The sequence below is a fragment of the uncultured Jannaschia sp. genome, from assembly GCF_947494025.1.
In the GTDB taxonomy this organism is placed as follows: domain Bacteria; phylum Pseudomonadota; class Alphaproteobacteria; order Rhodobacterales; family Rhodobacteraceae; genus Jannaschia.
In genome coordinates this window covers 142,106-166,864 of record NZ_CANLTQ010000002.1, presented here as the reverse complement: position 1 = coordinate 166,864, position 24,759 = coordinate 142,106, and the positions used below count along the sequence as shown (strand labels likewise).

Annotated in this window: 24 protein-coding genes; 8 read left to right on the top strand and 16 right to left on the bottom strand. The window is 69.7% G+C overall.

The genetic code is table 11. The features are described 5' to 3' along the window. Nucleotides 1–18: 18 nt before the first annotated feature. The 4 genes from Q1B08_RS04490 to Q1B08_RS04475 all read left to right on the top strand — a co-directional run bounded on the left by Q1B08_RS04490 (nucleotide 19) and on the right by Q1B08_RS04475 (nucleotide 5,592). The gene (locus tag Q1B08_RS04490; protein ID WP_299815381.1) at nucleotides 19–1,005 is read left to right on the top strand and encodes a phosphotransacetylase; all 987 of its coding nucleotides are present in this window, start codon (nucleotides 19–21) and stop codon (nucleotides 1,003–1,005) included. Then, a complete protein-coding gene (locus Q1B08_RS04485; protein WP_299815378.1) occupies nucleotides 1,002–3,839 on the top strand; it encodes a molybdopterin oxidoreductase family protein in 2,838 nt (945 codons plus the stop codon). Before Q1B08_RS04490 ends, Q1B08_RS04485 begins: the two co-directional genes overlap by 4 nt. Nucleotides 3,840–3,921: 82 nt before the next feature. Continuing rightward, nucleotides 3,922–4,683, top strand: a complete 762-nt coding sequence (locus tag Q1B08_RS04480) for a 4Fe-4S dicluster domain-containing protein (protein WP_299815375.1) — start codon at nucleotides 3,922–3,924, stop codon at nucleotides 4,681–4,683. Then, complete coding sequence (locus tag Q1B08_RS04475; RefSeq protein ID WP_299815372.1) at nucleotides 4,684–5,592, top strand: DmsC/YnfH family molybdoenzyme membrane anchor subunit; 909 nt, start codon at nucleotides 4,684–4,686, stop codon at nucleotides 5,590–5,592. Nucleotides 5,593–5,604: 12 nt separating this feature from the next. Here the strand turns inward: Q1B08_RS04475 and Q1B08_RS04470 are convergent, their stop codons facing one another. The 3 genes from Q1B08_RS04470 to Q1B08_RS04460 are packed head-to-tail and all read right to left on the bottom strand — an operon-like array spanning nucleotide 5,605 to nucleotide 9,019. Then, complete coding sequence (locus Q1B08_RS04470) at nucleotides 5,605–7,071, bottom strand: carboxypeptidase M32 (RefSeq protein ID WP_299815369.1); 1,467 nt, start codon at nucleotides 7,069–7,071, stop codon at nucleotides 5,605–5,607. Between the two features lies 1 nt (nucleotide 7,072). Then, nucleotides 7,073–8,203, bottom strand: coding sequence for a heme A synthase (ctaA, locus tag Q1B08_RS04465; protein WP_299815366.1), 1,131 nt, complete (start codon nucleotides 8,201–8,203; stop codon nucleotides 7,073–7,075). Between the two features lie 36 nt (nucleotides 8,204–8,239). Continuing rightward, nucleotides 8,240–9,019: an RNA methyltransferase gene (locus Q1B08_RS04460; protein WP_299816344.1), complete on the bottom strand. Its 780-nt coding sequence runs from the start codon at nucleotides 9,017–9,019 to the stop codon at nucleotides 8,240–8,242. 161 nt (nucleotides 9,020–9,180) lie between these two features. Between Q1B08_RS04460 and Q1B08_RS04455 the strand changes: the two genes are divergently transcribed. Next, nucleotides 9,181–9,792, top strand: coding sequence for a thiamine phosphate synthase (locus tag Q1B08_RS04455; RefSeq protein ID WP_299815363.1), 612 nt, complete (start codon nucleotides 9,181–9,183; stop codon nucleotides 9,790–9,792). On the opposite strand, the gene Q1B08_RS04450 is transcribed toward Q1B08_RS04455, so the two are convergent. From Q1B08_RS04450 to Q1B08_RS04440, 3 genes are all read right to left on the bottom strand, one after another. Further along, the gene (locus tag Q1B08_RS04450) at nucleotides 9,760–10,617 is read right to left on the bottom strand and encodes a lysophospholipid acyltransferase family protein (RefSeq protein ID WP_299815360.1); all 858 of its coding nucleotides are present in this window, start codon (nucleotides 10,615–10,617) and stop codon (nucleotides 9,760–9,762) included. The two genes, Q1B08_RS04455 and Q1B08_RS04450, sit on opposite strands and share 33 nt — an antisense overlap. Then, nucleotides 10,614–11,315, bottom strand: a complete 702-nt coding sequence (locus tag Q1B08_RS04445) for a GNAT family N-acetyltransferase (RefSeq protein WP_299815357.1) — start codon at nucleotides 11,313–11,315, stop codon at nucleotides 10,614–10,616. Before Q1B08_RS04445 ends, Q1B08_RS04450 begins: the two co-directional genes overlap by 4 nt. 133 nt (nucleotides 11,316–11,448) lie before the next feature. Next, entirely contained in the window at nucleotides 11,449–11,628 is a 180-nt protein-coding gene (locus tag Q1B08_RS04440; protein ID WP_299815354.1) for a DUF3553 domain-containing protein, read from the bottom strand. 23 nt (nucleotides 11,629–11,651) lie between these two features. Between Q1B08_RS04440 and Q1B08_RS04435 the strand changes: the two genes are divergently transcribed. Beyond that, the gene (locus tag Q1B08_RS04435) at nucleotides 11,652–12,269 is read left to right on the top strand and encodes a histidine phosphotransferase family protein (protein ID WP_299815351.1); all 618 of its coding nucleotides are present in this window, start codon (nucleotides 11,652–11,654) and stop codon (nucleotides 12,267–12,269) included. A gap of 4 nt (nucleotides 12,270–12,273) precedes the next feature. Here the strand turns inward: Q1B08_RS04435 and Q1B08_RS04430 are convergent, their stop codons facing one another. Genes Q1B08_RS04430 through Q1B08_RS04420 form a run of 3 tightly spaced genes read right to left on the bottom strand, consistent with a single transcriptional unit; the run spans nucleotide 12,274 to nucleotide 14,352 of the window. After that, nucleotides 12,274–12,792, bottom strand: a complete 519-nt coding sequence (locus tag Q1B08_RS04430) for a gamma carbonic anhydrase family protein (protein ID WP_299815348.1) — start codon at nucleotides 12,790–12,792, stop codon at nucleotides 12,274–12,276. Continuing rightward, the gene (gene gmk / locus Q1B08_RS04425; RefSeq protein ID WP_299815345.1) at nucleotides 12,789–13,496 is read right to left on the bottom strand and encodes a guanylate kinase; all 708 of its coding nucleotides are present in this window, start codon (nucleotides 13,494–13,496) and stop codon (nucleotides 12,789–12,791) included. The genes Q1B08_RS04430 and gmk overlap by 4 nt, the downstream gene beginning before the upstream one ends. Nucleotide 13,497: 1 nt before the next feature. Next, nucleotides 13,498–14,352, bottom strand: a complete 855-nt coding sequence (locus tag Q1B08_RS04420) for a DUF1732 domain-containing protein (protein WP_299815343.1) — start codon at nucleotides 14,350–14,352, stop codon at nucleotides 13,498–13,500. Between the two features lie 184 nt (nucleotides 14,353–14,536). On the opposite strand from Q1B08_RS04420, the gene Q1B08_RS04415 reads away from it, so the two are divergent. Continuing rightward, a complete protein-coding gene (locus tag Q1B08_RS04415) occupies nucleotides 14,537–15,217 on the top strand; it encodes a PAS domain-containing protein (protein WP_299815341.1) in 681 nt (226 codons plus the stop codon). A gap of 114 nt (nucleotides 15,218–15,331) precedes the next feature. On the opposite strand, the gene Q1B08_RS04410 is transcribed toward Q1B08_RS04415, so the two are convergent. After that, on the bottom strand, nucleotides 15,332–16,705 hold the full coding sequence (locus Q1B08_RS04410) for a class II 3-deoxy-7-phosphoheptulonate synthase (RefSeq protein ID WP_299815339.1): 1,374 nt from the start codon (nucleotides 16,703–16,705) through the stop codon (nucleotides 15,332–15,334). 144 nt (nucleotides 16,706–16,849) lie between these two features. Between Q1B08_RS04410 and Q1B08_RS04405 the strand changes: the two genes are divergently transcribed. Further along, nucleotides 16,850–17,851 carry a GlxA family transcriptional regulator gene (locus Q1B08_RS04405; protein WP_299815336.1) on the top strand — a complete coding sequence of 334 codons (1,002 nt, stop codon included), beginning with the start codon at nucleotides 16,850–16,852 and terminating at the stop codon, nucleotides 17,849–17,851. Between the two features lies 1 nt (nucleotide 17,852). Here the strand turns inward: Q1B08_RS04405 and Q1B08_RS04400 are convergent, their stop codons facing one another. From Q1B08_RS04400 to sufC, 6 genes are all read right to left on the bottom strand, one after another. Then, nucleotides 17,853–18,104: a hypothetical protein gene (locus tag Q1B08_RS04400; protein WP_299815333.1), complete on the bottom strand. Its 252-nt coding sequence runs from the start codon at nucleotides 18,102–18,104 to the stop codon at nucleotides 17,853–17,855. Between the two features lie 30 nt (nucleotides 18,105–18,134). After that, nucleotides 18,135–20,861, bottom strand: coding sequence for a glutamine-synthetase adenylyltransferase (locus tag Q1B08_RS04395; RefSeq protein WP_299815331.1), 2,727 nt, complete (start codon nucleotides 20,859–20,861; stop codon nucleotides 18,135–18,137). 87 nt (nucleotides 20,862–20,948) lie between these two features. Continuing rightward, nucleotides 20,949–22,169, bottom strand: coding sequence for a cysteine desulfurase (locus Q1B08_RS04390; protein ID WP_299815328.1), 1,221 nt, complete (start codon nucleotides 22,167–22,169; stop codon nucleotides 20,949–20,951). Beyond that, a complete protein-coding gene (locus Q1B08_RS04385; RefSeq protein WP_299815325.1) occupies nucleotides 22,169–22,720 on the bottom strand; it encodes a YIP1 family protein in 552 nt (183 codons plus the stop codon). The genes Q1B08_RS04390 and Q1B08_RS04385 overlap by 1 nt, the downstream gene beginning before the upstream one ends. A 1-nt stretch (nucleotide 22,721) precedes the next feature. Further along, nucleotides 22,722–23,978 (bottom strand): Fe-S cluster assembly protein SufD, encoded by a 1,257-nt coding sequence (sufD, locus tag Q1B08_RS04380; protein WP_299816342.1) that lies wholly within the window; start codon nucleotides 23,976–23,978, stop codon nucleotides 22,722–22,724. Continuing rightward, nucleotides 23,975–24,730, bottom strand: a complete 756-nt coding sequence (sufC, locus tag Q1B08_RS04375; protein WP_299815322.1) for a Fe-S cluster assembly ATPase SufC — start codon at nucleotides 24,728–24,730, stop codon at nucleotides 23,975–23,977. Before sufC ends, sufD begins: the two co-directional genes overlap by 4 nt. Nucleotides 24,731–24,759: the final 29 nt, after the last annotated feature.

The window sequence follows — 24,759 nt, the reverse complement described above, 5'->3', positions numbered from 1 at the left end:
CATAACCGGACCGGTCCGATGACCTCCCTTCTCCAGACGCTGCGGGAGCGGGCGCGCGCCGCCCGCCACCACATCGTGCTCTCCGAGGGGACCGACCCCCGCGTGGTGGACGCGGCACTGCGGGCCGCGGAGGCGGGGATCGGGCACGTCACCGTGCTCGCGCCCGAGGGGGCCGACCTGCCCCCCGGCGTCGCGCGTTGCGACCCGGCGACGGCCGAAACCGACGCCATGGTCGAAGCCTATCTGGAGGCGCGCGCCAAGCGTCACCCGACGCGCGACGATGCGGCCCGAGCCGTGCGCGATCCGCTGATCCATGCCGCGCTGATGGTGCGCACCGGCCGGGCCGACGGCACGATCGGCGGCGCGGTCCACACCACGTCCGACACGGTACGCGCCGCGCTCCAGATGATCGGGGCCGCCCCCGGCATGCCGCTCGTGTCGAGCTTCTTTCTGATGGTGCTGCCGCCCTCGCATCCGACGCGGCCCGGCGGCGCGATGATCTTCTCCGATTGCGGCCTCGTCATCGAGCCCGACGCCGATGCGCTCGCCGCCATCGCGCGGCAGGCCGCCGCCTCCGCCGCCGCGCTTCTCGGCATCGAACCGCGCGTCGCGCTCCTGAGCTTCTCCACGAAGGGCAGCGCGCATCACCGCAAGGTCACCAAAGTGACGGACGCGCTCGAACGCCTGTCCGACGCGCCCTTCCCCGTCGATGGCGAGCTGCAGTTCGACGCCGCTTTCGATGTGGACGTCGGCGCCTCCAAGGCGCCCGGCAGCGCGGTCGCCGGTCACGCGGATGTGCTCGTCTTTCCGGATCTCGACGCCGGCAATATCGGCTACAAGATCGCCCAGCGGATCGGCGGCGCGACGGCCATCGGTCCCGTCCTGCAGGGCCTCGCCCGGCCCGCCAACGACCTGTCGCGCGGATGCAGCGCCGACGACATCCTCGACATGATCGCGGTCACCTCCGCGCAGATCGACGCCCTCGGAAAGGGGGAGACGACATGAACCAGCCCAAGCTGAACCTTTCGCCCAAGGTCTCCGACGAGATCCGCAAGACGACCTGCTACATGTGCGCCTGCCGCTGCGGCATCGACGTGCACATCAACCACACGGCCGAAGGCGACAAGGTCGCCTATATCGAGGGCAACCGAGCCCATCCGGTCAATCGCGGCGTCCTTTGCGCCAAGGGGTCCGCGGGCATCATGCAGCACAACGCCCCCTCCCGCCTGCGCGCGCCCTTGAAGCGCACTGGGCCGCGCGGCTCCGGCGAGTTCGAGGAGATTTCCTGGGAGGAGGCGTTTCGCATCGCCGAGGGCTGGCTGCGCCCGATCCGCGCGAGCGATCCCTCCAAGCTCGCCTTCTTCACCGGCCGCGACCAGTCGCAGAGCTTTACCTCCTGGTGGGCCCAGGCCTTCGGGACGCCGAACTACGCCGCGCATGGGGGCTTCTGCTCCGTCAACATGGCGGCGGGCGGCATCTACACGATAGGCGGCGCATTCTGGGAGTTCGGTCAGCCGGATTGGGACCGCACGCGCTTGTTCATCCTGTTCGGGGTGGCCGAGGATCACGACAGCAATCCGCTCAAGATGGGCATCGGCAAGCTCAAGAAGCGCGGCGCCAAGGTCGTGGGCGTCAACCCCGTCCGCTCCGGCTACAACGCCGTGGCCGACGAATGGTACGGGATCACGCCGGGGACCGATGGTCTGCTCATCCTGTCGCTCGTCCACTGCCTTCTGAAGGCCGGCAAAATCGACCTGGAATACCTGCGCGACTATACCGACGCGCCGGTCCTCATCGACGCGGACCCCGATTCCGCCACGCACGGCCTCGCCTTGCTCGACGACGACGGCCACAAGCTCGTCTGGTGCCGAGACGAGCAGCGCGCCCGCTGCTTCGATGCCGAGACGGTCAACCCCGATCTCGCCGGCACCTGGGAGCGGGACGGGATCGTCCATCGCACCGTGTTTCAGCACATGGTCGACAAGTATCTCGATCCCGCCTACGCCCCCGAGGCCATCGCGGACCGCGTCGGCATCTCCGCCGGACGCATCCACGCGCTCGCCGCCGAGATCGCGCGCACCGCCTTCGAGGAGGCGATCGAGCTCGACATCCCCTGGACCGATTTCCGCGGCCGCCGCCACGCGACGATGAAGGGCCGGCCAGTGAGCTTCCACGCGATGCGCGGCATCTCCGCTCATGCCAACGGCTTCCAGACCTGCCGGGCGCTCCACATGCTGCAGATCCTGATCGGCAGCGTCGAGACGCCGGGCGGGTTCCGCTTCAAGCCGCCCTACCCCAAGGCCGCGACCGCCCATCCGAAGCCGCACCGCAACCACCAGCCGAACGCCCCGCTCGACGGACCGCATCTGGGCTTCGTGCACGGCCCCGAGGATCTGGCGCTGCGCCCGGACGGCTCGCCCGCGCGGATCGACAAGGCCTTCACCTGGGAGAACCCGATGTCGGCCCACGGGCTGATGCACATGGTCATCTCCAACGCGCATGCGGGCGACCCGTACCGGATCGACACGCTGTTCCTCTACATGGCGAACATGGCGTGGAACTCCTCGATGAACACGCGCGGCACGATGGAGATGCTGTCGGACACGGACGAGAACGGCGACTACGTCATTCCGCACATCATCTACGCGGACACCTATTCGTCGGAGACGGTCGCCTACGCCGACCTGGTCCTGCCCGACACGACCTATCTGGAGCGGCACGACTGCATCTCCCTCCTCGACCGCCCGATCTCCGAGGCGGAGGCCGCGGCCGACGCGATCCGCTGGCCGGTGGTGGAGACGGACCGCGATGTGCGGGCCTTCCAGACCGCCATGATCCAACTCGGTGCGCGGCTCGGCCTGCCCGGCATGGTCAAGGACGACGGAACGGCGAAGTTCGCCGACTTCGCGGACTACATGGTCAATCACGAACGCCGCCCCGGCGTCGGCCCGCTGATGGGCTGGCGCGGCAACGGCGAGGGTGGCGAAAGCCATGGACGCGGTGCACCGAACCCTGCGCAGCTCGACCGCTATATCGAGAATGGAGGATTCTGCCTCGCCCATGTCCCCGAAGAGGGGCAGTTCATGAAGCCTTGGAACAAGGCCTATCAGGACTGGGCGGTGGAGATCGGATTGTTCGACAAGCCGTCGCCCTACATCTTCACGCTCTGGTGCGAGCCGCTGCGTCGGTTCCAGCTCGCCGCCGAAGGCGTGGGCGACCTGCAGCCGCCCGACCACCTGCGCGACCGCATCCGGACGACGATGGATCCGCTGCCGATCTGGTGGGATCCGTCGGAGGGGCAGGACGGCGCCGGAGAATACGACGTCCACGCGCTGACGCAGCGGCCGATGGCGATGTACCATTCCTGGGGCACGCAGAACGCCTGGCTTCGCCAGATCCACGGCCGCAACCCGATGTACCTGCCTACCGAGATCTGGGAGGCCGAAGGCTTCGCCGACGGCGACTGGGCGCGCATCGCCTCGCCCCACGGCGAGATCACGGTGCCGGTCGCGCACATGCCCGCGCTCAACCATCGCACGATCTGGACCTGGAATGCGATCGGCAAGCGCAAGGGGGCCTGGGCCCTGCATGACAACGCGCCGGAGACCGACAAAGGCTTTCTACTCAACCACCTGATCCACGAATTGCTGCCGCCGAAGAAGGACGGGATGCGCTGGTCGAACTCCGACCCCATCACCGGTCAGGCCGCGTGGTTCGACCTGAAGGTGCGCGTCGAGAAGACGGCGCCGCCCCCCGACCTCGCCTCCAGGCCCGGTCTCGCGCCGCAGGTCTCGCCCGTGGGTCAGGGCCCCGACCAGCTTCGCTGGGAGGTCAAATGACCCTTCTTCCTGGCCCAGAGACTCATTCCCCCGTCGCGGCCCGCACCCCGCGGCGACGGCGCGACAGGAGGGATGCACGCCCATGACCGCCTTGCCCGAAAGGACCGACCGGAAGCTCGGCCTCGTGATCGATCTCGACACCTGTGTCGGTTGCCATGCCTGCGTCATCGCCTGCAAGGGCTGGAACACGCAGCATTACGGGGCGCCGCTGTCGGATCAGGACGCTTACGGAGACGCATCCGGCACCTTCCTGAACCGTATCCATTCCTATCAGGTCGAGCCGGAGCACGGTGCGTCGCAGACGATCCACTTCCCGAAATCCTGCCTTCATTGCGAGGACGCGCCTTGCGTCACGGTTTGCCCGACGGGGGCGAGCTACAAGCGGGCAGAGGACGGGATCGTGCTCGTCAACGAGGATGCCTGCATGGGCTGCGGCCTTTGCGCGTGGGCCTGTCCCTACGGCGCGCGCGAGGTCGACATGGCCGCGGGCATCATGAAGAAATGTACGCTCTGCGTGGACCGCATCTACAACGAGAACCTGCCCGAAGCGGATCGCCAGCCGGCCTGCGTGCGGACCTGCCCTTCCGGCGCGCGCCATTTCGGCGATCTGGGCGACCCGGACAGCGATGTAAGCCGGCTCGTGGCAGAGCGCGGCGGCGTCGATCTCATGCCCGAACAGAACACGAAACCCGTGAACCAGTACCTGCCGCCGCGCCCGAAGGATCGGCTGCAAGCCCCCGAGATGACGGGCGACGAGGACATCCTCGCCCCCTGGCTCGCCCCCGTCGCGGAGGAGCCGCAGGGCTTCCTGAAATGGCTCGACGGCGCGCTGGAGCGGCTCTGAATGCACCCCGCTCCCAGCGTCATCATCTTCTCCACCCTGTCGGGCGCGGGCTTCGGCCTCCTGATCTTTCTCGGCCTGGGCCTGCCGGCGGTCGAGGGTCGGGTCGCCTTCGTCTTCTACCTGATCGCCTTCGGCCTCACGGTGATCGGGCTCCTCTCCTCGGTCTTCCACCTGAAGAACCGCAAGAACGCCTGGCGCAGCTACAGCCAGTGGCGCTCTTCCTGGCTGTCGCGGGAAGCATGGGCGGCGGTTCTGTCCCTCGTCGTCATGGGCCTCTACGCCGCCGGGCAGGTCTTCTTCGGCCTCACCCTTGCCCCGCTCGGCTGGCTCGGCGCGGCGCTGTCGCTCTTCACGGTCTACACGACCTCGATGATCTATACGCAGCTGCGCGCCGTGCCGCGATGGAACCAGTGGGCCACGCCGGTCCTGTTCCTCGTCGCCTCGCTCGCCGGCGGCGCGCTCCTGTCGGGGAACGCGACGGCCGCCATCCTCCTCCTCGCGCTACTGGGCATCGTGGTACTCTGGCACTGGTGGAAAGGCGACCGGCGCTTCGGCGAGGTCGGCTCCACGCTGGAAACGGCCACGCGGCTCGAGGGGCGCGTGAAGCTCTGGGAAAAGCCGCATACCGGCGAGAACTACCTGACGCGGGAAATGGTCTATCAGATCGGCCGCCGCCACGCGGTGAAGCTCCGCGTGATCGCGATGGGCCTGATGGTCGTCCTGCCTCTCCTCGTTCTCCTCGTCCTTGGCGCGCATCACGTCAGCGCGGCCGTCGCGGTCCTGAGCTATCTGGCCGGGATGGCGGTGCAGCGCTGGCTCTTTTTCGCGGAGGCAGAGCATGTCGTCGGCCTTTATTACGGCGCGCACGGCAACATGACCGCCAATGCCTCGGAACGGACGCCGGCCTGACCGGCGTGCGGATCAGGGATAGAGGTCGGTGAACTTCGCCTCGAGATAAGCGAGCAGCGGTTCCGCCGACGGCGCCTCGCCCGTGGCATGCGCCACGGTCTCCGTGGGCATCCGCAGCGACCCGTAGCGCTGCACATGCTCCCGCATCCATCCGGTCGCCGGGGACGGATCGCCCTTGGCCAGCGCCTCGTCGATACCCGTCACGTCCCGCCGCGCCGCGGCCATCAGGCAGCCCGCGTAAAGGTTGCCCAGCGAATAGGTCGGAAAGTAGCCCATCAGGCCGACCGACCAGTGCACGTCCTGCATGAAGCCGTGCGCCGGCCGGTCCACCGCGACGCCGAAATCGGCGGCGAAGCGATCGTTCCACGCCCCTTCCAGATCGGCCACCTCCAGTTCACCCCGCATCAGCGCCCGCTCCAGATCGAAACGCAGCATGATGTGGAGGTTGTAGTGCAGCTCGTCGGCCTCCGTCCGGATGAAGCCCGATCGGACGCCATTCACCGCGCGGTAGAAGTCCCGCTCCGAGCCGACGCCGAGATCGCCGAACATGTCCCGCATGCGTCCGTAGAGCCAGCCGCAATAGGCCTCCGACCGGCCCATCTGGTTCTCGTAGCTGCGCGACTGGCTCTCGTGGACGCCCATGCTCGCGCCGCGGCCGATTGGCGTGAGCAGGAAGGCGGGATCGACGCCCTGCTCGTAGGCCGCGTGACCGACCTCGTGGATTGTCGAGTACAGGCAGTTGAACGGATCGGCCTCGTCCACCCGTGTCGTGATCCGAACGTCGAGGCCGGAGCCCGAGGAGAACGGATGCACGGCGAGGTCCAGCCGCCCGCGCTGGAAGTCGTAGCCGAACGCGCCCGCGATCTCGGCGCCGAGGGCGAGCTGCGTGGCCTTGGGGAAGGTGCCGTTGACGGTTGGCGCGGGCTCCCCCGCGAGCGCCCGGGCGCGCAGCGCCACGAGCCGGGGGCGCAACGTGTCGAACATCGCGGCCATCGCGTCGGACGATCCGCCCGGCTCGTAATCCTGCATCAGCGCATCGTAGGGGTCGCCCCCCTCGGCAAGCGCCTCCCCCTCCTCGCGGCGGAGCCGGACGACCTCCGCCAGCACGGGCAGAAACGCCGCCGCGTCGTCGTGGACCCGCGCCGTGGCCCATTGCCCCTGCGCCAGCGAGGTGACGCGCGCGAGCTCGGCGGCAAGCCGGGCCGGCACCCTGCGGCTGCGATCGTAGACCCGCCGGATCTCGCGCAGGTTGGCGTCGGCCGCCGCGTCGGGCGCGTGCGCCTCCCTGAGCCAGTCGCCGAGACGCGGATCGGTGCGCCGCGCGTGCAGCACCTCCTCCAGCGCGGCCATCTCCTCCGCGCGCTGCGGCGCGGCCCCGCGCGGCATGAACGTCTCCTGATCCCAGCCGGTGCGCCCGGCCACTTCGCCCAGCGCCTGCGTGGTGCGCTGGAACGCCATCAGATCGTCGTAGGCCGGCATGTCAGCTCCTCACGGATTGCGGCAGGGGATATTTCGCGCGGTGGCGGGCGCGGACCGCGAGGCAGATCAGGATCACCGCGCCGAACTGGTGCAGGATCGCGAAGTGCCACGGCGCGCCGTAGAGAACGGTGACGATGCCAAGCAGCATCTGTACGATTGCCATGTGCATCACGCCCGCGAAGGCCACGCGCGTCTTGCGGTTCGCCGACTGGCGGGCCTGCCACCAGACATAGATCGTGGCGGCAAGCACGGCATAGCCCGTGATGCGGTGGAAGAACTGCACGGTGCCGTCGTTCTCGAACAGGTTGCGCCACCACGGCGCGATCTCCCACATGGCGGGTGGCAGGAACGCTCCCGCCATCAGCGGCCAGTCGGTGTAATTGCGCCCCGCATCGAGCCCCGCGACGAGCGCGCCGATCAGGATCTGCACGAAGACGAGGCCGATCAGCCACGCTCCGGCCCGCATCAGACGCGGCTCCGCCAGGCGGCGGGCCTGCAGGAGCGCGGCATCCGCCCGCGACATCGACAGCATGTACCACGCGATCAGCGACAGGATCGCGAAGGCGAGGCCCAGATGCGTGGCCAAGCGGTAGGAGGCGACGTCCGTCATCGTGCCCTCCAGCCCGCTCGACACCATCCACCAGCCGATCGCGCCCTGCAGCCCGCCCAGAACGCCCAGCCCGGCGAGCCGGCCGGTCCAGCCCGGCGGCATCTTCCGGGTCGCGAGCAGACCCGCGAAGCCCAGAAGCCAGACAAGTCCGATCACCCGGCCAAGCTGCCGGTGGCCCCATTCCCACCAGTAGATCGTTTTGAACTCCGCGAGCGACATGCCCGCGTTCTGCAGCTCGTATTCCGGGATCTGCCGGTAAAGCTCGAACTCCGCCTCCCACGCCGTCGCGCTCATCGGCGGCAGCGCCCCGGTGACGGGCCTCCACTCGGTGATCGACAGGCCGGAATCGGTGAGCCGGGTCAGTCCGCCCACGGTGATCATCGTCACGACGAGCACGAAAAGCACGGCAAGCCAGATCCGCACCGCGCCCCGCGCACCGCGCCGCTTGGCGTCGATCCCGCCGGTCCGCGCCGCGGGACGCTCCGCACCCTGAACGTCCTGGAATATCGCACGTTTCGCCATGTCCGTCTCCGTCCTTGCGCGGCGTCAGCTATGCGCTCAGCCGCGCTCTTTCCATCGCACCATCTGCCGCATCATGCCGTGGAAGATTTGCACGTCCGCACGGGTGAGCGGCATCCGCGACCAGAGGTTCCGAAGGTTCACCTTCATCGCCGCGGCCTTGCCCTCGGGAAAGAAGAACCCCGCCGCGTCCAGCCGCTCCTCGTAATGCGCCACGAGCGCGTCGCGTTCGGCATGGCTGGCCCACTCCGTCCCCGCCATCGCGACCTCCACCGGCGCCGGCGCGTTTGTCGCCCGGCGCCATTCGTAGCCCATCAGCAGCACGCATTGCGCGAGGTTGAGCGAGGCGAAGGCCGGGTTCGTCGGCACGCTGACGATGGCGTCGGCGCGGGCCACGTCGTCGTTCTCGAGCCCGGTCCGCTCGGGACCGAAGAGGATCGCCACGCGCTCCCCCCGCGCGCCGCGCGTTCGCGCCTCGGCCATCGCGGCCTCGGGCGAGAAGACCGGCTTGGTCAGGTCGCGGTCGCGGGCGGTGGTCGCGAAAACCATGGTGCAATCGGCCACCGCCTCGGCCGTCGTGTCCGACAGCCGCGCGCGGTCGAGCACCCGCCCCGCGCCGGAGGCCAGCGCCACGGCCCGCTCGTTGGGCCAGCCGTCGCGAGGGGCGACGACGCGCATGTGCCCGAGGCCGAAATTGAGCATGGCGCGGGCGGAGGCGCCGATATTCTCGCCCATCTGCGGACGCACGAGCACGAAGGCCGGGGGCGTGGGAGGCGCCTCGGCGTTCGCCGCGCGGGGGTCTTCGAGGGGCGTCGCCAATGTCCCGTTCACCTGCATAACCTTGCGTCGATGGGGTCCGGGTCCGCACTGGTCCCCGCCCGCATCCGCGGGGCCTACAGCCGGCGATGGGGCAGCGCAACATTCGCCCGGCTTGCGGCCTCCCCCGCCTCTCGCTACTCGGGCGGACGAAAGGACGCTCGATGACCGACATGCCGCAGATCTATCTCGTGACCCCGCCGGAGATCGACGCGGCTTTCGGGGACCGCCTCGCCCGCGTACTGGATCGGGCGGAGATCGCCTGCCTGCGCCTCGACCTCGCCTCCCGCGACGAGGATCGCGTGACCCGCGGTGCCGATCTCTGCCGCGAGGTGGCGCATCGCTTCGACGTGCCGCTCGTGATCAAGGACCATGTCGCGCTGGCGGAACGGCTGGGCCTCGACGGGGTGCATCTGTCCGACCCGCGCCCGATCCGGAAGCTGCGGGCCGATTGGGGACCGGACCCGATCATCGGGGCCTTCTGTGGCACGTCGCGGCACGAGGGGATGAACGCGGGCGAGGCCGGCGCGGACTACGTGTCCTTCGGGCCGGTCGGTGCGACCGCGCTTGGCACCGGCGAGCGGGCGGAGCCCGAGCTCTTCGCCTGGTGGTCGGAGACGATCGAGCTGCCGGTCGTGGCCGAGGGCGCGCTGAGCCCCGACGTGGTCGAGGCGCTGGCGGGCGTGACGGACTTCATCGCGCTCGGCGAGGAGATCTGGACGGCCGACGACCCGGCGGCGCACCTAGCCGAGCTGACGGCCTTCTTCCGCGCCTGACGCCGACCGCCCCGCCGCGCCGAGTCCGGCGCGCACCGCCGCCTCCGCCGCGCGGGCGAGCGCCTTGCGGTCGGGATGGTCGGCCACGGCAAGCGGCGCGTGGTAGACGACCTCGACCCGGCCGTGACGCGGACAGGCCAGCACCCGCAGGAGGTGCGGCCCGAAATCCTGATCGCCCCACCAGCCGTAGAACGTTTCGGGCTCGCCCTCCGGCGAATGGTAGGCAAGCGTGACCGGCTGCACCTGCATCGCGGGCAGGCCGGGGGAGAAGAACGCGGCGAAGAGGGTCGGCTTGAACCGCAGGACACGGCGGCCGTCGGTGCTCGTCCCTTCGGGAAAGAACATCAGCCGGTGCCCGGCCCTGAGGCGTGCCTCGAACATCGTCCGCTGCGCGCGCGCCTCGCGCGGGTCGCGGCGGATGAACACCGTGCCGGTCGCGCGGGCGAGCCAGCCTATGAACGGCCAGCCGGACACCTCGGACTTGGACACGAAGTAGATCCGTTTCGAGGCGTTCAGCGCGAAGATGTCGAGCCATGAGACGTGGTTCGCGACCGCCGCGCCCACCCCTTCCATCACCGGGCCCCGCACCTCCCGCCCCATGCCGAGGATCGCAAAGGCCGTGCGACAGACGCCACGGGTGACAAAGGGCGTGACCGGCCGACGCAGACCGAAGAGCGGCCGCTCCGCGAGGCGCAGCAGCAGCGTGAGAAGAAGCCCTCCGAGGAGCAGCAGGGCCAGCGGCACGCCCCGCCGGACGATCCGCACTGCGTCGCGCGGGCCGAGCGGGCGCGGCTGCGGCGGCGGCGGCGCCCCGTCCCAGGTCAACGGGCGATCGCCGCGATGTCGCGAAGCAGCGCGTCCGGCAGCCGCGCCCGGGCCGGTTCGAGCACCATGCACACGTCCACGGTGTTGAAAGCCCGGTCGACATAGGCCCCGTCGCCCACGACGGCCCCGGCGCGCAGGTAGGTCTTGATGAGCGACGGCACGTGCCGCATCGCGCTGCGCGGCGCCTCGCCCCGGATCGCGACGGCGCCGGGACCGCGAGCCACGGGCGCGATGGCGCGGGGCGCGGACGCCTCCATGCGCAGGCGGCACAGGGCCGGCATGTGCGCGCCGGGATCGGCCCCGCCGAAGGAGGCCGTGCCGACGAGATAGCCGACGCCCCGGGCCCGCATCCGGCGCAGAAGCGCAGTGAAAAGGACGAGGCCGGCAATCCCGTTGCGGTAGTCCCGGTGGACGCAGGCGCGTCCCGCCTCCGCCACGGACCGACCCGAGGCGCGGAGCCGCGAAAGGTCGAACTCCCGCGCGGTGTAGTCCGTCCCCTCCGCGATCCGCAGCGTGGCCACCACCCCGAGCTGCGGCTGCGCCCGGTCGCGCAGCACGAGATGGTCGGCGGCGTCGTCGAAGGCGTCGGCCTCCGCCTCCGCGCCGAGTTCGTCGACGAAGCAGGCCCGGCGCAGCGCGTGCGCGGCGGCGACCTCGGACGGGTCGCGCGTCAGGGTCGGGACGAGCTCTGGCAGCATGATCGTTGCCTAGGCCCCGCGCCCGCATCGCGCAAGCCATGCCATCGCGCGGAATCGCGCCGGCGCGCGCCGGTGCACGACGCGCCGTAACGCTTCGTTAACTTGCGGCATGCGACGAGAAAGAAACGAACAATTAACCGAAATCCGGAACCAGCGCGACGCGCCGTCCCTCGATCACCTGTTTGCCCGCATGCTCGAAGTTGACAGTCACCCGCTGGCCGATCACCGATTGCACTTGCCCCAGCCCCCAATCGGCGGCGTCGGGATGGCGGACGAACATGCCGGGCTCGAGGAAGGACGTCGCATCAGTCATGCAGAGGGCTCGAAATGAGGAACATGTCGAAGCATAGCACCGCGAACGACGCCGACGAGCCGGACCTCATCGCGCTGCTCGGCTCGCGCCTTTGCCACGATCTGGTGAGTCCGATCGGGGCCATCGGCAACGGGCTGGAACTGCTCGAGATGACGGGCGTCGGCGGCGACGAGATGGCGCTGATCCGGGCATCGGTCGAATCCGCCAAGGCCCGCATCCGGTTCTTCCGGCTCGCCTTCGGATCCGGCGCCGGCGACGGGATCGTCCCGGCGCGGGAGATGCGCGAGGCGCTCGACGCGATGTACGCGGAGACGCGCACCAAGGTGCTGTGGCAGGACGAGGAGGACCGTCCTCGCTCCGAGATGCGGCTGGCCTGCCTCGCGCTGAACTGCGTGGAGGTGGCCACGCCATGGGGCGCGACCGTGGAGGTGTCGCGCAACAAGGCGTCCTGGGTGGTGCATGTTACGGCCAAGCGGCTCAGGATCGACGCGCCACTCTGGGAAAGCCTCGGCAACGGTGAGCTGCCGGCGGACCTCAAGGGCTCGGAGGTGCAGTTCGGCATCCTCGGACGCGAATCGCGGCGGCAGCGACGTCCGGTTTCCGTGCGCGCCGACGAGACGCATCTGAGCGTGATCATCTGACCGGTCAGAGCTCGCGCAGACCAGCGCGGAACCTCGCGGCGTTCCCGACGTAGCGCGCGGCCGAATCGAGGAGCGCCGCCCGCGCCGCGGCGTCGAGTTCGCGCACGACCTTTCCCGGCGCACCGAGGACGAGCGTCCCGTCGGGGATTTCCTTGCCTTCGGTCACGAGCGCCCCCGCGCCGATGAGGCAGCCCCGGCCGATCCTGGCGCCGTTCAGGATCGTGGCCCCCATGCCGACGAGCGAGCCGTCGCCGATCGTGCAGCCGTGCAGGAGGGCCCTGTGACCGATCGTGCAATCCTCGCCGATCGACAGCGGGAAGCCCATGTCGGTGTGAAAGACGCAGTGGTCCTGCACGTTGGAGCGTGCGCCGACCGCGATCCGCTCGTTGTCGCCGCGCAGCACCGCGCCGAACCAGACGCCCACATCGGCGGCGAGCGTCACCCGGCCCATCACCTGCGCATCGGGCGCCACCCAGGCCGTCCCGTCGATCTCGGGCGCCACACCGTCCAGTTCGTAGATCATCTCCGCTCCCTCGCCCGGAATTCCTCGTTCAACCCGCGCGTGAACGCCGACAGCCAAGGCTGGCGGTCGCGGCGCAACCGTTCGGCGATCAGGATCGTCCGGAGCCGCGCCTCGCAGGTTTCCGCGTCGTCGTTCACGAGAACGTAGTCGTATTCCGCCCAATGGCTGATCTCGGCCTCGGACTTGGCCATCCGGTGGGCGATCGTCTCCGGCGCGTCCTGGCCGCGCTCGCGCAGGCGCCGCTCGAGCTCCGCGATGGAGGGCGGCAGGATGAAGATCGAGATCACGTCCTTGCCGATGGCGGAGTTGCGGACCTGCTGCCCGCCCTGCCAGTCGATGTCGAAGATCACGTCCCGGCCCTTGGCGAGCGCGCTCTCGACCGGCGCGCGGGGGGAGCCGTAATGGTGGTCGAACACCTCCGCATGCTCCAGCATCTCGCCGTCGAGGACCAGCTGGCCGAAGCGCACCCGGTCGATGAAATGGTATTCCCGCCCGTCCACCTCGCCCGGCCGCGGGTCGCGGGTCGTGGCCGACACCGAGAAGCCGAGCGTCGGATCCCAGGCCATGAGGCGTCGCGCCATGGTGGACTTGCCCGCGCCCGACGGGCTGGAAAGGATGATGGCGAGGCCGCGGCGCAGGGGCTCCGGCGTCGCCTCGACGGCCTTCGTGATGGGATCGGCGATGGGTTCGGGGGCGGTCGTCATGTCACTCCACGTTCTGGACCTGCTCGCGCAGGCGGTCGATCAGGGTCTTCAGTTCCAGCCCGATCGTGGTCATCGCGGGCATGCCCGACTTGGCGCAGAGCGTGTTGGCCTCACGGTTGAATTCCTGCGTCAGGAAATCGAGCCGCCGCCCGACCGGCCCGTCGGCGGCGAGGAGGTCGCGTGCGGCGGCGACATGGAGGTGCAGACGGTCCAGCTCCTCGGTCACGTCCGCCTTGACGGCGAGCGCGGCGACTTCTTGCGCCACGCGCGCCTGGTCGAGACCGACGTCGCGCAATCGGGCGAGCGCGGACCGGAAGCCGGCTTCGATATGGTCGCGACGCGCCCCGGCGAGACCCTCCGCGTCCGCGACGCGCACCTCGATTTCATCCACCAGCCCGGCCACGAGCTCCTGCAGGCCCGCGCCTTCCCGCGCGCGGTCGGCCGCAAAGGCCGCGGCAAGCGCCGCGAGATCGGCTTTCGCGACGTCGGGCGTCAGCTCGGGCGCCGCATCGCGCGCCCTGCGGGCCGTTATCGCGAGAACGTCGGTCGCACGGTCGGGGGCGAGCGGATATCCCCGGCCTTCGGCCGCGGCGCGAACCTGCGCGAGCGTGGCAATCGTCGCGTCGAGTGCGTCCGCATCGGACCCTGCAGGTCCGCCCGAGTCCGCGTCGGCGAGACGCAGCGACAGCGCGACGTTGCCCCGGGCGGCCACGGCCGCGACGGCGGCGCGGGCCGCGGGCTCCAGCCCCGGAAGCTCGGGCAGGCGCAGGCGAAGGTCGAGGCCGCGCGCGTTGACGGAGCGCATCTCCCACCGGCGCCCCGCCCGGTCGAGCGCGGCGTATCCCGTCATCGACATCATGGCTCCCGCCTAGCCGTCCGGTCCCGCCCGGGCAAGCCGCGTCGTGCGTTAACCTCCTGGTAACGAAGTCCGAGACAATTTTCGATATATTGCGTAGGACCGGTGGTGGGTGTCGGGCGTTTGACCGCAACGGGTTTCGGGTTGGCCGAGGCTGCGGCCCAAAGACGATGGATGGCGTATCATGACGAAGTTCGACGGGACGATGGATGAAATGACGGGGCGCGGTCCCAGCGGGCTTCGGACCATGCGCACCTCGCCGATCCTCAACGAGGCGATGCGCTACTGGAATACCCTGCGCGAGGGTGCGGACCTGCCGCGTCGCACCGCGCTCGATCCGCGCGCGATGAGCCACATCATCGGCCACGCGATGATCCTCGACCGGGTCCATAACGGCGCGATCCGCGCCCGGCTCGGCGGGCACGTGATGAACGACCTGATGGGCATGGACGTCCGCGGCCTCCCGGTCCGCGCCTTTTTCGAGCTGCGCGACCGCGACCGCGCGGTGGAGCTCGTCAACCAGGTCTTCGAGACGCCGGCCTCGCTGGAGATGGACCTGCTGTCGCAGAGCCCGACCGGAGCCCTGCTGACGGGCCGGATGTTGTTCCTGCCGCTGCTTGATAGCGCGGGCGCGCCGACCAAGGCGCTCAGCGTCCTCGTCACCGACCGCGTGGTCAGCGATCCGCCCCGCCGGTTCGGCATCACCAACGCGACGATGGTCCCGCTTCAGACGGCCTCGATGCGGGCCATGCCGGCGTGCCGCGCGGCCCCCGCGTCCGACTTGCCGGAGGAGATGCGGCCAGAGGAAACCGGCGCCCCGGCCATGCGTCCCTCCTCCGTGCCCTGGCTCCGCGTCGTCAAGTGATCGCCGCGCCCGAGCCCGGAAGGCGTCGGGCGCGCGAGGCCTGGAAGCTGGATCGGGGACGAGCGGGTTCGCCGATCCGGGGTGAACCCGCAAAAGGGCACGAAGGTGTCGCGATCAGGACGCCGCGCGCTGCCGTTCGCTGCGAAGGCCCGACAGTTCCTCGGCCACGAGGAAAGCCAGCTCGAGCGATTGCGACGCGTTGAGCCGCGGATCGCAGGCGGTATGATAGCGGTCCGAAAGGTCCTCGTCCGTCACCGCCCGGACGCCACCCGTGCATTCGGTCACGTCCTGCCCGGTCATCTCGAAATGCACGCCGCCCGGCACGGTGCCTTCGGCCCGGTGGATCGCGAAGAACTCCTGCACCTCGCGCAGCACGCTCTCGAAGGGGCGGGTCTTGTAGCCCGAGGACGACTTGATCGTGTTGCCGTGCATCGCGTCGCAGGTCCACACGACGTTGGCGCCCATGCGTTGCACCGTACGGACGAGGCGCGGAAGATGATCGCCGACCTTGCCCGCGCCGAACCGCGCGATCAGCGTCAGCCGGCCCATCTCGTTCTCGGGGTTCAGTGTCTCGATCAGGCGTTTCAGGTCTTCCTCGGTCGTGCTCGGCCCGCATTTGAGCCCGATCGGGTTCATCACGCCACGGCAGAACTCGACATGCGCGCCGTCCGGCTGCCGCGTGCGGTCGCCGATCCAGAGCATGTGCCCCGACCCCGCGAGCCACTTGCCGGTCAGCGAATCCTGCCGGCAGAGCGCTTCCTCGTATTCCAGAAGCAGCGCCTCGTGGGAGGTGTAGAAATCAACCGTGTGCAGCTCGGCGTTGCTGTCGGCGGTGAGCCCGGCCGCCGTCATGAAGTCGAGCGTGTCCTGCAGCTTGGACGCCATGTCCTTGTATTGCTGCACGCGCTGGCCTTCCGTGAAGCCCAGCGTCCACTGGTGGACCTTGTGCACATCCGCGAAGCCGCCCTTCGAGAAGGCGCGCAGCAGGTTCAGCGTCGCCGCCGCCTGCGTGTAGGCCTCCAGCATCTTCGCCGGATCGGGCATTCGCGCCTCGGGCGTGAAGGCCAGCTCGTTGACGATGTCGCCGCGATAGGAGGGAAGCTCCACGCCGTCGCGCGCCTCGGTCGGGGCGCTGCGCGGCTTGGCGAACTGTCCCGCCATGCGGCCGACCTTCACCACCGGGACCTTCGCCCCGAAGGTGAGGACCATGGCCATCTGCAGCATGACCTTGAACGTGTCGCGGATGGTGTCGGAGGAGAACTCCGCGAAGCTCTCCGCGCAATCGCCACCCTGAAGCAGGAACGCCTCGCCGCGACCGGCCTGCGCGAGCTCGTGCTTGAGCGACACGGCCTCGCCGCCGAAAACGAGCAGCGGATAGCGCGACAGCCGGGCCTCCGCCGCGTTCAGCGCGGCCTCGTCCGGGTAATCCGGCATCTGCACCCGCGGTTTCGCGCGCCAATCCGACTTCGTCCAGGCCATGACCGTCATCCTTCCCACTCGACCGGGACGCGCCTACCCTATTCGACCGCATGTCGCAAACGCTGCGATCGCCCTTGAACCGGATCGCGGATTGCGCTTTCCCGGAACGCGGCATCCGCAACCTGCGTCCGGACGCCGTTCCGGAGTGCGTCGATGACCGACAAGGCCCTGCCCGAAACGCCCCGCGCCATCCGTGTCGCTCCGCCGGGAAAACCGCGGCACTTCACTTTCGTCCTGCTGGACCGGTTCACGCTGATGTGCTTCGCCAGCGCGCTCGACGCGCTCCGGCTCGCGAACCGGATGTCGGAGGTGAAGCTCTATTCCTGGTCGCTGGTCGGCGAAGGGGGCGGGTCGGCCAGCTGTTCGGCGGGCACCACGATCCGCCTCGATGGCGATCTGGGCGAGGTCGGACGCGACGACACCGTGCTCGTGGTCGGCGGCACCGGGATCGCTCAGGCGACGACCCCCCGCCTGCGCAACTGGCTTCGGCGCGAGGCGCGCAAGGGAATCACCGTCGGCGGCCTTTGCACCGCCGCGTGGAGCCTCGCGGCGAGCGGGCTGCTCGACGGCAGGCGCGCGACGATCCATTGGGAGAACCACGACGGCTTCGGCGAGGATTTTCCCGAGATCGAGCTGACCAAGGCCATCTTCACGGTCGACGGCAAGCGCATCACCACGGCCGGCGGCACCGCCTCGATCGATCTGATGCTGCATCTGATCGCCCGTGATTACGGCGAGGATCTCGCCGCGCTCGTGGCCGACCAGCTGATCTATTCGGCGATCCGCACCGACCAGGACACGCAGCGGCTGTCGATTCCCGCGCGGATCGGCGTGCGCCACCCGCGCCTGTCGAAGGTCATCCGCGAGATGGAGCAGGCGATCGAGGATCCGGTGAGCCCCGCGACGCTCGCCGCGGAGGTGGGCATGTCCACGCGGCAGCTCGAGCGGCTGTTCCGGCGCTACCTCGATCGCAGCCCGAAGCGCTACTACATGGAGCTGCGGCTCGCCAAGGCGCGCAACCTGCTGATGCAGACCGACATGTCGATCATCAACGTGGCGCTGGCCTGCGGCTTCACCTCGCCGTCGCATTTCTCGAAATGCTACCGGGCGCATTACGGCTCCACCCCCTACCGGGAGCGGGGCACGCACGCCTAGCTCAGGTGGGCGGTCGCCGTCCTGCCCGCCCGCCGCGTCGGCCCGACCGCCGCGGTCCGTCGAGCGCCTCGCGCAGGACTTCGGTCATCGGATGCGGCGGCCTGGCGGCGAGCAGGCGGGGGATCGCCTCCGCCGGGTCGCCGTCGAAGGACAACGCCCAGTCGAGGAAGATCGACCGACATTCGCCGGGGGCGATCCCGTCGATCCGGTAGGCTTCCGCGATCAACCCCTTGGGATCGTCGTCGTCCTGCATGGGTCTCGATGCCTGTGCCATCGCACCGCCCTAGCCCCCCGTCGCGGCCCGGTCCAGCGCCCGCGCGATGATCCGGGCCGCCGTCGCGGCCACCGCGTCGCAGGCGGCCTTGGTCGCATCGGCGGAGGGCAGGTTCATGGCCTGCGCGAGGAAGGCCGCGCCGCCGGTGCCCAGTGTGCCGGGCGGCTCGGCCTCCGTCAGAAGCCGGATCGCCTGTTGCACGCCCGCCATGAAGCGGTGCGCGTGCAGAAGTTCCGTCCGTTCGGATTCGGTCAGCCAGCCCGGCACCGCCATCTGTTCGGTAATCCCGCGCGCTTTCGAGCCCGCCATCAGCGTGTGCGTCTGGGCCACGAGTTCGATGTCCTGCATCCGGCCCGGGCCCGACTTCACCGTGAGCCCCGTCCCCGTGCGTCCCGCCGCGATCAGGCGCAGACGCATTTCCCGCAGCGCATCGAGCATCGCGTCGTTGTCGAACCGGCTCGCCCCGAGGATCGCGGCGCGCGCCGCCTCGACATCCCCGCGGAGCTGCGGGTCGCCAACGACCGGACGGGCCCGGGTCAGCGCCATGTGCTCCCAGACCCAGGCCTCCTCCGCCTGGTAGCGCGCAAAGCTCTGCAGGGGCGTCGCGACCGGCCCCTGCCGCCCGGAGGGGCGCAGGCGCATGTCCACCTCGTAGAGTTTGCCCGCCCCCATCGGCGCCGACAGCGCGGTGATCAGGACCTGCGTGAATTTCGCCGCCCATTGCGAGGCACCGAGCGCGCGGCGGCCGTCCGACATCGCGTCCGCCGCCGCGCCGTCATGGAGGACGACGAGATCGAGGTCGGACCGCGCCGTCAGCCGGCCCACCCCGAGCGACCCCATGCCGAGCCCGGCGAGCCGCAGGCCGGGCACGCGCCCGTAGCGACGCGCCGTCTCCCGCTCCGCCTGGCGCCAGGCCGCACCCAGAGTCGCCCCCGCCAGCGCCGCATAGGCGCCCCCGGCCGTGCGCCCGTCGATGAGGCCGCGCAGGAAGTGGACACCGATGCGGAAATGCGCCTCGCGGTGCCAGAGGCGAAGCGCGATTTGCCCGGTCTCGAACTCGTCCTCGAACGTCGGCACGTCCCAGATTTCCGGCAGGGGCTCGAAGAAGGACCCGTCGATCACCGCGTCGAGCACCCCCGCTTGTTGCGACAGGTGCCGCGCGAGGTCCGGCGCCGTGGCGCAGATGTCGGCGATCAGCGAGACAAGCTTCGGGTTGGCCTCGAACAGCGAGAAGATCTGCACGCCGGCGGGCAGCCCGCGGAGGAACCCGTCGAAGGCCGCCAGCGCCTCCTCCGGCCGGGCGGCCCGGGCGAGCTCCGTCAGAAGGCCCGGGCGCAGCCGCTCGAAGATGACGCGCGCGCGGCTCGAACGGAGGGCGGGGTAGGTCATCCACCGGTCGGTCGCTGCCTCGGCCCCCTCGAACGTCGTCACGTCCTCCGTGCCCGACGGCGGCGCGAAGGAGGGCGCGGCGATCGCCTCCACGGCCTCCAGCGTGCCCCGGAGATCCGTCAGGAACGCGGCCGTGTCGCCCTGCCCCATGAACCGGGCGATGCGGTCCAGTCCCGCCCGCTCCTTCGGCAGGCAATGCGTCTGCGCGTCCTGCACCATCTGCACGCGATGCTCGACGACCCGCAGGTCCCGATAGGCGCGCGCGAGCAGGTCGCGGTCGCGCGGCACGACCCAGCCGGATTCCACCAGACGGTCGAGACCCTGGAGCGTGCCGCGGACACGCAGGGTGGAATCGCGCCCGCCCGCGATGATCTGCTGGGTCTGCGTCAGGAACTCGATCTCGCGGATGCCGCCGCGGCCGAGTTTCAGGTCGTGCCCGGCGATCTGGATCGGACCGGACAATCCCTTGTGGGCGCGGATGCGCTGCCGCATCTGCTGCGTTTCCTCGACCACGGCGTAGTCCAGATGCCGCCGCCAGACGAAGGGAACGAGCCGGTCCAGGAAATCCTCGCCCGCCCCGATCGCACCGGCGCAGGCCCGCGCCTTGATCCAGGCCGCCCGTTCCCATGTCCGGCCCATCGCCTCGTAATAGCGCTCCGCCGCCTCCATCGAAAGGACGATGGGCGTGGAGCCGGGATCGGGACGAAGACGCAGATCGGTGCGGAACACATAGCCGTCGGAGGTGATGTCGGACATCAGCGCCATTGCCCGCCGCGCGGCCTTCAACAGGACGGCCCGCGCTTCGCCGTAATCGGCGGGGTCGTAGCGTTGTTCGTCGAACAGGAGGACGAGGTCGATGTCGCTCGAATAGTTGAGCTCGCCCGCGCCCATCTTGCCCATCGCGATGGCCACCAGACCGCCGTCGCCGTCCACCGGGCCGCGCGCGAGGCGGCCGACCGCATGGGCGAGGCATTTCTCGAGCGCGGCGTCGGCGAAGCGCGTCCAGTGCGCCGCGGCCTCCATCACCTCCCAGACGCCCGCGATCTCGCTCAGGCCGACCAGCAAGGCCATGCGTCGCTTGGCCTGCCGCAGTGCGGCCTTCGGGTCGCCCTCGATGGCATCGATCCCGGCGAGGAGGTCGGCGAAGACGCGCTCCGGGTCGCCCTCCCATAGCTTGGGCAGCCATGCGGCCTCCCGCTCCAGGGTCCGGGCAAGAAACGGGCTGCACCCCGCCACGCCCCGCACGAGCTCCGCCATGTCGGCTGGCGGGGACAGCGCGGCCGCCGTCGCGGCGCCCGCGTCGGCATCGAAGGGAATGGGGGCGCGGCACACGCGGGAGCGGAACATGGCGCAAGTCAGGTCAAGTGCCGCGCGCCCCGTCAAGCCGCTTGCGCACCCCGCGCGCAGATCGCGCGGCCATGTCGTCCCCGCACGTCAGGCGAAAAGGTCGTGACACAGCTCCAGCGCGTCGACCAGCGTGTCGACCTCTGCCTCGGTGTTGTAGACCGCGAAGCTCGCCCGGCAGGTCGCGCTCAGCCCCATATGGCGCATCAGCGGCTCGGCGCAGTGATGGCCGGCGCGGACCGCGACCCCCTTCTTGTCGAGCACGGTCGAGATGTCGTGGGCATGCGCCGCGCCGTCGAGCGTGAAGCTGAAGATCGCGGCCTTGCCCGGCGCCTCGCCCTGCAGGTTGAGCCAGTTCAACCCGCGCAAGCGGTCCTGCGCGTAGTCGCGCAACCGCGCCTCGTGCGCGGCGATGTTTTCCACGCCCAGACCCATCATCCATTCGAGCGCGGCGCCCAGCCCGATGGTCTGAACGATGCCGGGCGTGCCCGCCTCGAACTTCATCGGCGGATCGTTGTAGACCACAGTGTCGCGCGTCACCTCGCGGATCATGTCGCCGCCGCCCATGAAAGGCACCATCTCCGCCATTCGCTCGGGACGGATGTAGATCGCGCCCGACCCGCTGGGGCCGTAAAGCTTGTGTCCGGTGATCGCGTAGAAGTCGCAGCCGATCTCGACCACGTCCACCGGCAGATGCACCGCCCCCTGCGAGCCGTCGACAAGGACCGGCACACCCCGTTCCCGCGCGCCGGCGCAGATGGCGCGCACGTCGACGACGGTGCCGAGCACGTTCGACAGATGGGTAATCGCGACGAGCTTCGTGCGCTCGGTGATCGCGTCGAGCACGGCCTCCGCGTCGAGCGAGCCGTCGGGCGCGGTGTCGACCCAGACGAGCTTCACACCCAACCTTTCGCGCAGGAAATGCCAAGGCACGATGTTGGCGTGATGCTCCATGACCGACAGCACGATCTCGTCGCCCGCTTCCATTCGCGGCGCGGCCCAGCCGTAGCTGACGAGGTTGATCCCCTCCGTCGTGCCAGAGGTGAAGACGATGTCCTCCTCCGACGGGGCGCGAAGAAACCGGGCGACGGTGCCGCGAACCTTCTCGTAGTTCTCGGTCGAGATCGTGGACAGCGTGTGCAGCCCGCGATGGACGTTGGCGTAGTCCTCGCCGTAGGCGCGCTGGATCGTGTCGAGCACGACCTTCGGCTTCTGCGCCGAGGCGCCGTTGTCGAGATAGGTGAGCGGCTTGCCGTTCACCTCACGCGAGAGGATCGGGAATTGCGCGCGAACGGCGTCGACATCGAACATCAGAGGGTCTCCGCAACGTAGAGGGAATTGAGCCAGACCCAGACGAACCCGCCAAGCGCGACAAGGCCGACGAGCGATTGTGCCGCACCCGGTCCGACGAAGCCCGTCGTCAGGCCGAGGAGCAGCAGCGCCGGCACGACCGCGAGGAACGCCCAGAAAAGCGCGATCCGGGCACCGAGCCCGGTTCCGCGCCCGCCCGCGACCCGCGCGACGAGATGCGAGGCGAAGGCGAGGATGTAGAGCGCGATCGGCACGATGAAGATCCAGGCCATGACCGCGCCCGAGACCAGCGCCTCGAACTTGGCATCCACGAGGTCGGCGGGGATGTCCACGCCGACCCGCGCGCTTTCGGAGAGGAGGGCCGCCTCGAAGGCCGGATCGGACGCCTGCGCCCGCCGGACGAGAGCGGGCAGCTGCGCGACGAAGCCCAGCAAGGAGCCAGCGGCGAGATAGACAAAGGCCACCCGCTCGCTCGGCCCCTGCGCAAGACGCTCGGCCATCACCGCGCGCGGGCGGAGCCACGCCCGCGGGATGTCGCGCGTCACCGACATCTCAGTCGCGGGACAGCCAATCGGCCAGCCGCCCGGAGATATTCGCGCGCAGCGTCTCGTCCTCGATCTCCTCCAGCGCCTCGGCGAGGAAGCTCAGCACCAGCAGATCGGTCGCCGCCCGCTCCGGCACGCCGCGCGAGCGCAGGTAGAAGAGCGCCGTCTCGTCGATCGCGCCGGTGGTCGAGCCGTGCGAACAGGCCACGTCGTCGGCATAGATCTCGAGTTCCGGCTTGGCGAGGAACACGCTGTCGTCGTCCAGAAGCAGCGACTGGCTGATCTGGTAGCCGTCGGTCTTCTGCGCGCCTTCCTTGACCAGGATCTTGCCCTGGAACACGCCGACGGCGCCGTCGCGCAGGACCTTCTTATAGACCTGGCGGCTTTCGCAATTCTCCGCATCGTGGATGACGAAGACCGTATCGTCATGGTGGAAATCGCCTTGCCCGAAGGCCGCGCCGGCGATGTGGCTCACCGCGTCGTCGCCCGTCAGCTCGACCACCGCCTCGTTGCGCGTAAGCTCGCCATGCGCCGAGAGCGTGAAGGACTTGAACGTGCTTTCCGCCCCGAGCCGGGCGAAGAGGTGCGTGTTGCCGTGCCGCGCGCGGGTCGGCCCGTCGACGCGGATGTGGTGGAACGTGCCGTCGTCCGCGACGTCGATCTCGGTCACGATGTTCGAGCGCGCGCCTGCGATCCCGCTTTCCAGCACGGTAACAGACGCGCCGGTCTCGACCTTGACAAGGTGATGCAGGATCGGGTCGGTGCCGCCGCCGGTGCGGACATGGATCGGCATCGCGACCTTGCCCGTCGCGCGGATCACGAGGCCGTTCGTCGCGAAGGCCGAGTTCAGCATCGCGAGCGGGCGCGAGACCGGACGGGACCCCGCCGCCTCGCGATGACCGTAGAGCTCCTTCGCCCAGTGGATGTCGGCCCGCGCCGCATCCGCCAGCGTGCCGATCTCCAGCCCCGCCGGCAACTCACCGGGGATCTCGATGTTGTCGCCGTCGATCGTCACGACAAGGGCATCGACCCCCTCGAACGGGTCCTCGACCTGATCCGGCACGTCGAGCGCAGGGGCCGCCTGCACCAGCGGCGCGGGGTTCGTGTAGCGCCAGTACTCGTCGCGCCGGCCGGGCAGCCGCACGGCTTCGAGCCGTCCGAGCGCATCCTTGCGTGCCGCGCCGAGCCAACCGCCGCCCTCGGGCAGCGTCAGCGCGGCGAGACGCTCTTCGGTCGCCTGTTGCTTCGGGTCCGCCGCCATCAGGCCGCCCCCTCGAGGATGTTGCCGTAGCCGTTTTCCTCGACCTCGAGCGCGAGCTCGGGGCCGCCGGTCTGCACGATCCGGCCCTCGGACATGATATGCACGACGTCCGGCCGGATGTGGTTCAGAAGCCGCTGATAATGCGTGATGACAAGAAAGGCGCGCCCCTCGTCGCGCAGCGCGTTCACGCCGTCCGCCACGAGCTTCATCGCGTCCACATCGAGGCCGGAATCGGTCTCGTCGAGGATGCACATCTTCGGCTCCAGCATCGCCATCTGAAGAATCTCGTTGCGCTTCTTCTCGCCGCCCGAGAAGCCCACGTTGACCGGACGCTTCAGCATGTCGGCATCGATCTTGAGCGCTTTCGCCTTTTCGCGGATGAGCTTCAGAAAGTCGCCCGCGGAGACCTCCTCCTCGCCCCGCGCCTTGCGCTGCGCGTTCACGGCTGTGCGCAGGAACGTCATGTTGCCGACGCCCGGGATCTCCACCGGATACTGGAACGCGAGGAACAGGCCGATGGCGGCGCGCTCCTCCGGCTCCATGTCCAGCAATTCCTCGCCGTCGAGCGTCGCGCTGCCCTCGGTCACCTCGTAGCCGTCACGACCCGAGAGCACGTAGCTCAGCGTCGACTTGCCGGACCCGTTCGGCCCCATGATCGCGTGCACCTTGCCAGCCTCGACGGTCAGGTCGACGCCCCGGAGGATCGCCTTGTCCTCCTCCTCGAGCTTCACATGCAGGTTCTTGATCTCAAGCATATCGTAATCCTTCCAGCGCCCTGCGGCGC